Annotated in this window: 7 protein-coding genes, 1 pseudogene and 1 riboswitch; of the genes and pseudogenes, 1 reads left to right on the plus strand and 7 read right to left on the minus strand. The window is 62.2% G+C overall.

Annotated elements, in window-relative coordinates; translation table 11 throughout:
- Window positions 1-116: 116 nt before the first annotated feature.
- The 5 genes from A3722_RS25185 to A3722_RS13200 all read right to left on the minus strand — a co-directional run bounded on the left by A3722_RS25185 (window position 117) and on the right by A3722_RS13200 (window position 4,916).
- Entirely contained in the window at window positions 117-1,511 is a 1,395-nt protein-coding gene (locus A3722_RS25185; protein ID WP_271688724.1) for a cytochrome c1, read from the minus strand.
- Window positions 1,512-1,522: 11 nt separating this feature from the next.
- Complete coding sequence (gene petB / locus A3722_RS13185; RefSeq protein ID WP_067265773.1) at window positions 1,523-2,866, minus strand: cytochrome b; 1,344 nt, start codon at window positions 2,864-2,866, stop codon at window positions 1,523-1,525.
- A gap of 15 nt (window positions 2,867-2,881) precedes the next feature.
- Window positions 2,882-3,442: a ubiquinol-cytochrome c reductase iron-sulfur subunit gene (gene petA / locus A3722_RS13190; RefSeq protein ID WP_067623073.1), complete on the minus strand. Its 561-nt coding sequence runs from the start codon at window positions 3,440-3,442 to the stop codon at window positions 2,882-2,884.
- 190 nt (window positions 3,443-3,632) lie between these two features.
- Window positions 3,633-4,241: a glutathione S-transferase gene (locus A3722_RS13195; protein ID WP_067623070.1), complete on the minus strand. Its 609-nt coding sequence runs from the start codon at window positions 4,239-4,241 to the stop codon at window positions 3,633-3,635.
- A gap of 60 nt (window positions 4,242-4,301) precedes the next feature.
- Window positions 4,302-4,916 carry an FMN-binding negative transcriptional regulator gene (locus A3722_RS13200; RefSeq protein WP_067623067.1) on the minus strand — a complete coding sequence of 205 codons (615 nt, stop codon included), beginning with the start codon at window positions 4,914-4,916 and terminating at the stop codon, window positions 4,302-4,304.
- Between the two features lie 59 nt (window positions 4,917-4,975).
- A riboswitch (FMN riboswitch) is annotated at window positions 4,976-5,115 on the plus strand.
- A gap of 77 nt (window positions 5,116-5,192) precedes the next feature.
- Between A3722_RS13200 and A3722_RS13205 the strand changes: the two genes are divergently transcribed.
- Window positions 5,193-5,675, plus strand: a complete 483-nt coding sequence (locus tag A3722_RS13205) for a 6,7-dimethyl-8-ribityllumazine synthase (RefSeq protein ID WP_067623114.1) — start codon at window positions 5,193-5,195, stop codon at window positions 5,673-5,675.
- Here A3722_RS13205 and A3722_RS13210 read toward each other — a convergent pair.
- Window positions 5,672-6,364, minus strand: a complete 693-nt coding sequence (locus tag A3722_RS13210; RefSeq protein WP_067916175.1) for a thiamine ABC transporter ATP-binding protein — start codon at window positions 6,362-6,364, stop codon at window positions 5,672-5,674. The two genes, A3722_RS13205 and A3722_RS13210, sit on opposite strands and share 4 nt — an antisense overlap.
- Window positions 6,351-7,307, minus strand: a pseudogene (locus A3722_RS13215) (thiamine/thiamine pyrophosphate ABC transporter permease ThiP); the annotation flags it as partial. The pseudogene A3722_RS13215 and the gene A3722_RS13210, both read right to left, overlap by 14 nt.
- Window positions 7,308-7,322: the final 15 nt, after the last annotated feature.

The following is a 7,322-nucleotide window of genomic DNA, read 5'->3' on the forward strand; positions in this document are numbered from 1 at the left end:
GGCGGACCCTGTTGAGAGGTTTTAGGCCAAATGGCCGCCACCATTACGCATGGCCAAAAAAGCAAAAGGGCGCCGGTTTCCCGACGCCCTTCTCATTTCCAAAAGCCGTGGCCCGATCAGCCGTCCTTGCGACGGTTCTTGACCGGTGCCCAGAGCTTTTTGTTGGTCAGGTACAGCAGCACCGACAACAGACCCAACAGCACGACCCCGGCAAAGCCAGCCTGCTTGCGCGCGCCCAGCTTGGGCTCGGCGGTCCACATCAGGAAGGCAGAGACATCTTCGGCCATGTGCTGCACGTCGTTGGCATGCTCATCCGCGAACTCGACCAGCTCATCCGACAACGGGGGCGCCATGGCGATCCAGCCGCCCGGGAAGACAGTGTTCTCATAAAGAACCGTGCCCGCTTGCTCTTTCTCTTCGCCTGTGTAGCCGGCCAGAAGTGCGGTGATATACTCCGGCCCGCCGATCCCTTTGAGGAACTGGTTGATGCCCAAACCGTAGGGGCCGTGGAACGCGGCGCGTTTCTTGGCCATCAGCGAGAGGTCAGGTGCGTTCGGCAGGTTGGAGCCGGGGAAGTGGTCAACCGGGGTGCCGGGGCGGGTGTCGTCCAGCTCGGCGTCATAGACGTCATAGCCTTTGGCGTATTCGATCACCTGCTCTTCGGGCATGTTCGGACCGGTTTCGTCCGACAATGTCCGCATCGCGACATACTCCAGACCGTGGCAGGCCGCGCAAACCTCGGTGTAGATCTGCAGACCGCGCTGGAGCTGGTTTACGTCGTAACCGCCGAACGGACCATCGAAAGAGAAATCGATGTTGTCGATATGCGGTGTGGCGTGGGAATCGTCACCCTGATCGTCGTCACCGGCGTGATCTTCAGCGGCAGTTTCCTCGCCGTGGTCTTCCGCTTCCATGACACCCACGTTGGGGTCATCACTATGCGCCTGACCGGCAACATCGTCTTCGGCGATCACTTCGTTTTCAGCGTTTTCCTCGGCTGTCGATTGCGCTTCGTCCGTGGCTTCGACTTCCTCGGCAGGCGCTTCTTCGGCGTCTTCGGCAGAAACCTCTTCGGGCGCTTCCTCGGTGGCAGCATCCTCAGTGGCGGTTTCTTCGGCCGGGGCCTCTTCCGCTACTGGTGCTTCCTCGGCAGGCGCCGTTTCAGCCGGAGCTTCTTCGGTTGTCGCCTCTTCAGTTGGTGCGTCATCAACCGGAGCCTCGGCAGCAGGTGCCTCTTCGGTTGCGGTGTCCTCAGCAGGGGCTGCCTCAACCGCGGGTTCGTCAGCCGGGGCCGCGTCGACCTCGGGTTCGGCTGCGGGCGCGTCAGTTTCAGCAGGTGCCTCTTCCGCCGCTGGCGCTTCAGCAGGCGCGGTTTCGGCTTCGGCCTCCGGCGTTTCCGCCGGAGTTGTTAGCAGTTCTTCTTCTGTCGCTGTGTCCTGCGCCAGCACCGCCGTCCCCGGCAGGGCAAGGCCCAGAGTTACCACGGCAGAAAGGAGGTTGGTCTTCATCATGGTCATGATCCTTATTCCGCCGGGTTCACAAGCGTCTTGGTGCCGCCTGCCTTCGGCGCGTAATGCGCGTCAAAGTCGGCTTCGATGGTTTCAGGCTGCGCCAGCGGCTTCTCGATCACGCCCAAGAGGGGCAGGATCACGAGGAAGTAGGCGAACCAATAGGCCGAAGCGATCAGTGAGAAGCTCGCATAGGGCTCTTCTGCGGGCATCGCACCCAGCCACATCAGGGCGAAGAAGTCGATCACCAGCAGAGCGAACCACCATTTGAACATCGGACGATACCGGCCCGAACGTACAGAGGATGTGTCCAGCCATGGCACCAGCGCCATCACGGCAATCGCACCGAACATCGCCAGCACGCCGAAGAACTTGGCGTCGATGATGCCACCGGTCACGAAGGACGCGATCTGCACAACCCAAACCTCAGAGGTGAAGGCCCGCAGGATCGCGTAGAAAGGCAGGAAGTACCATTCCGGCACGATGTGTGCAGGCGTCGCCAGAGCGTTGGCTTCGATGTAGTTGTCCGGGTGGCCCAGATAGTTCGGCATGAAGCCAACAACCGCGAAGAACAGCGTCAGGATCACGGCCAGCGCGAACAAGTCCTTGATCACGAAGTAGGGCCAGAACGGCAGCGTGTCTTTCTTGGCGTCTTCCTTCGAGGTGCGGCGCACTTCGACCCCGGTGGGGTTGTTATTGCCGGTCGTGTGGAAGGCCCAGATGTGGAGAACCACAAGGCCCGCAATTACGAAGGGCAGCAGATAGTGCAACGAGAAGAAGCGGTTCAGCGTCGCGTTATCAACGGCAGGTCCACCCAGCAGGAATGTCTGCAGTGTTTCACCGACGAAGGGCACCGCGCCAAAGAGGCCGGTAATCACGGTCGCGCCCCAGAAGGACATCTGACCCCAAGGCAGAACGTAGCCCATAAAGCCGGTGGCCATCATCAGCAGATAGATCAACATGCCGATGATCCATGTGATCTCACGCGGGGCTTTATAGGAGCCATAGTAGAGACCACGGAAAATATGCGCATAGACCGCGATAAAGAACAGCGACGCGCCGTTCATATGCAGATAGCGGATCATATAGCCGCCGTTCACGTTGCGCATGATGTGCTCAACCGACGAGAAGGCCAGATCGACATGCGGCGTGTAGTGCATCACCAGAACGATGCCGGTGATGATCTGCAGTGCCAGACAGAAAGTCAGCACGATGCCCCAGATCCACATCCAGTTCAGGTTCTTGGGCGTGGGGATCATCAATGTGTCGTACAAAAGGCCAACGATGGGAAGGCGGCGGTGCAGCCACTTTTCGCCGTTCGAATTCGGCTCGTAATGGTCGTGAGGAATTCCAGACATCTTTCTTCCGCTCCCTTAACCCAGTTTAATCGTGGACTCGTCCACGAATTCGGCGACAGGCACCGACAAGTTGCGTGGGGCCGGCCCCTTACGGATGCGGCCTGCGGTATCATAGTGCGACCCGTGGCAGGGGCAGAACCAGCCGCCAAAGTCACCCGCATCGCCCAAAGGCACACAGCCAAGGTGCGTACAAACGCCCATCTGAACCAGCCATTCGCCAGTTTCATCCAGTGCGCGGTTCTCATCCGTGGCAGGCACGTCGCCACCAAGATTCTCGTTCTGCGCGATCGGATCGGGCAGCGTCGATACATCGACGGCTTTCGCCTCTTCGATCTCGGCTTCGGTGCGGCGGCGAATGAACACCGGCTTGCCCAGCCATTTCACGGTCAGCTGCGTCCCGACTTCAACGCCGGACACATCCACACGAATGGACGACAGCGCCTTTACGTCGGCAGAGGGGTTCATCTGGTTGACCAGCGGCCAGACGGCGGCACCAACGGCGACGGCACCTGTACCGGCTGTCGCGTAATACAGGAAATCCCTCCGGGTGCCTGCGTGTTCTTCTGCTTGGGACACGGGTTTACTCCAATTCTTGGCCAAATCTGGCCGTCAGACATAGGGGTGGCGTCACCTTGCCACCTGACTTCTCGCCGCTATCTACCGGGATGGACCGCGCCCGTCCAGATGTCAAAGCCGCGCATCTGGGATCAACCGCGCCACAACGCGGCAAAAATACCGCGATTGTGGCAATATCATTACGGCCCGATTACTGCGGCGGCGCCGTATGCATCATCGCGGGACGCGAATCAAAGGCATCGAACCAGGCCGCCAGATCAGGGTTTCCGGCACGCCAATCGCGTGCGCCATGGCGGAAATCCACATAGCCCAACGCACAGCCAATCGCGATTTGCCCCATATCCAATGGCCCCGCCAAATGCGCCGCCCATTGATTGTTCAGCGTCTTGCAGGCGCGTTCAACCTTGCCCCACTGGCCCTCGACCCATTCCGCCATGCGTTTGTCTTCGGGGCGCAGCTTGCCTTCGTAGACCATGGCGAGCGCTGCATCGAGCATCCCGTCCGCCGTGGCCTCCAGCGTCAAAGTGTCCCACCTGCTGGTGCCTTGGGGGTAAAGCCCCGCCCCCGCGCGGTCATCCAGATAGGCGCAGATCACCCGGCTGTCATAAAGCGTGCAGCCGTCTGGCCGCTCCAGTGCGGGCACTTTGGTCAGCGGGTTGCGCACGGCAAAGCCCTCGGCCGGGGCCAGCGGCGTGCCCGAGGTCGGCTCCAGCGCGACATCATCAAGCTGGCCAGTTTCGTGCAGCAGCACCATGACCTTGCGGACATAGGGCGAGGTTTGAGAATAGAATAGTTTCACGTGAAGTCCCCCCTTGGTTGCCCGCACTATTCAACGGGGCCGCGCCTGACGCAACGGCGTTCAAACGCCGCGCATCAATGCCGCCATCACCGCAGGCTCTGTCCCGAACCCATGCGCCGCCATCTGATCCGCCGCCGCCAGACGCACGGCATCATCCTTGTTCTGGCCCAGCTTCCATGTGCCGTCGATTCCGGTCACGCGGATCTGGCAGGGCACGATCATCCGCAGCATCTTGTCGCGTGCCTCGGGTGCCATCTTGTCCATTGTCCATGGGGTCTTGGGCGCCAGCCGCGCCTCATAGACCGCCGATTGCCGCGCCAGCAGATCGGGCAGTTCCTCTGCCGGGCGCGCCTCTAGCATCCCGGTCAGATGCACGGCGACGTAGTTCCATGTCGGCACTTGGTCTTCGATGCCGTACCAATCGGGCGAGACATAGCTGTCGGCCCCGGTCACCGCCAATCGCACCGGCTGCGGGGCCTTCAGCGCCCGCGCGATGGGGTTTGAGCGCACCAGATGTAGCTCGGCAAGATCCCCGGCAGCGCTCAGGATGAAGGGCACATGCGCCATTAATGGCCCGTCGTCGGCGTTCAACGCCAGCACGCCAAAGCCCGTGTCGCGGGCAAAAGCGAGGTTCCTGTCTCGGCCCTCTTTGCGGTAGATCGGATTGGGATGCATGGCGGCTCCTCGGGCGTTTCTTTTGGTATTGCAGAGCCTTCCCCAACTTGGCAACCTAGCATCATTCTCAGGGCGGGGCGAAATTCCCCACCGGCGGTAAGCGGTTCCCGCAAGCCCGCGAGCGGCCTTTTCGAAGGTGTCAGCAGATCTGGTGCGATTCCAGAGCCGACGGTCACAGTCCGGATGGAAGAGAATGCGAACAAAGACGGGGGCGAAGCCTCGGTCTTTGCGCGTGATCGCCTTGGGTGGACGTGTCTGAACCTAAAGGAGATCACCATGACACAAGATCGTTCCGCCCGTTTCGCCTTTGTGCGCGCAAGTTGGCATGCGGATATCGTTGACTGCGCCTATGACGGATTTACCGAAGTTATCGACGCGGCTCAGGTCGACAGCTTCGCCGTTCCCGGTGCCTTTGAATTGCCGCTGATGGCACAGCGCTTGGCCAAAACGGGGCGCTATGACGCCGTGGTCTGTGCGGCCTTCGTTGTCGATGGCGGTATCTACCGTCATGACTTCGTGGCGCAGACCGTGGTCGATGGGCTGATGCGCGTTGGGCTGGACTGCGACCTGCCGGTGCTGTCGGTCTCGCTCACCCCGCATCACTATCAGGAAACGGATCATCACAACGCGATCTACCGCGACCACTTCGTCACCAAGGGCCGCGAGGCCGCGCAGGCCGCCCTTCGCATGACCCAAGCGCTGGAGACGTTTTCTTCAAAAGAAAACGGCGCGGAAATTTCGAAAATTTCCGCCGCCTAGCCGAGATAGGCGCGCAGGGCCGGAGGCGGGTTGTCCAAAAGCTCCGCCGCTGGCCCCGGCGCATGGGCGCGCCCGCCTTCGACGAAGATCACCTCATCCGCGATGCGCCGCACGTCATCGGGCGCATGGGTTACCATGATCAACCCCGCCCCGGTCTCTCGGGCGAGGTCTTGGACCAGATCAAGCATCTCAATCCGCAGCGCCGGGCCGAGCGCCGCAAAGGGTTCATCCAACAGCACCCAAGGCCGCGCCTGCACCAGCACCCGCGCCAGCGCCACGCGGCTTTGCTGCCCACCCGACAGCGCACCGGGGCGTTTGGCGGCGTGATCGCTCAGCCCCACCCGCGCGAGGGCGGCATCGATCCGCCCTTGATCCGCCGCCTTCAGCCGCAAGTCAGGGCGCAGCCCAAGGCCGACGTTCTGACGCACGGTGAGATGGGGAAACAGGTTATTATCCTGAAACAGCATCGTCATCCCGCGCTGGCCCGGATGCTGGTCGGTGATCTCTGCCCCCTCGCGCAGCAACCGCCCCGCCGCCACCGGAACGAAACCACAGATCGCCGCGAGCAGAGTCGACTTGCCGGACCCCGAGGGGCCGATGACAGCATAGGTGCGCCCCTGCGCGAGCGTCATATCGGCAGAGAGGTTGAAATCGCCCCGCGTGATGCGCATTCCTTCAAGCGTCAGCATGCCAGCGCCCCCATTTGTCGCAGATGAAAAACACCGCCAGCGCCAAGATCAGCAGCAGCAGCGCCGCGCCCGCGGCGGCCTCCATCCTGTAAGCCCCCATCAGGCGGTACATTTGCAAGGGCAGCGTCGCACGGTCCTGATCAGCGAACAGCGCGATGACGCCGAGGTCTCCCACCGACAACGCCCCGGTCAGCCCGGCGGCAAAGCCCAGTTGCGGGCGCAAGCGCGGCAAGACCAGCAGACGCCATAGCGTCCAACCTCTCATGCCGAGGGTCTGCGTCAGCGGGCCATAATCCTGCAACGTCTCACGCAGGCGCGGCACCAGAATGCGCAGCACGAAGGGCAGCGCCATGAGCGCGTTCACCAAGGCCGTGACCGGCAGGCTCAACCGCGCCGGGTCGAGCACCGGGTTGATCAGAATGAACCAGCCCGTGCCGATCATCAGCGGAGAGGCCGCAAGCCCCATCAGGCCAATCGCCTCCACCCCGCCGCGCCGCCGGGTGGCGATCCAACCCGCCATCGGCAAGGCCAGTGCGGCAAGTACCATCACGCTGAAGCCCGCCACCAGAATGCTATTCAATGTAGCTTGCCACACCGAAGGCGGCAGTTGCCCCAAACCTACCAATCCGCGCAGCACTACAGCCCCCAGCGGCAGCAGCAAAAACAATGCGGCAACCGAAATCACGGCAATGTCCAACGCTCGCTGCCCCCCGCCCAGCGCATCCCAACGGCGCAAGGGGCGATCCAGCCCGCCGCCCATGCTGATCGGCGGGATCAGCCAAAGCGCCGCAACCGCCGCAGCACCGGCGAGCACAAGCTGCACCACCGACAAAAGCGCCGCCCGTCCAAGGTCAAAATCAAACCGAAACGCCTGATAGATCGCCAGCTCGATCGTCGTCGCGCGTGGCCCTCCACCCAGTGTCAGGGCCACGGCAAAACTGGTCGAGCTGGCGATCTA

This window comes from Sulfitobacter sp. HI0027, from assembly GCF_001634775.1.
Taxonomy (GTDB): domain Bacteria; phylum Pseudomonadota; class Alphaproteobacteria; order Rhodobacterales; family Rhodobacteraceae; genus Sulfitobacter.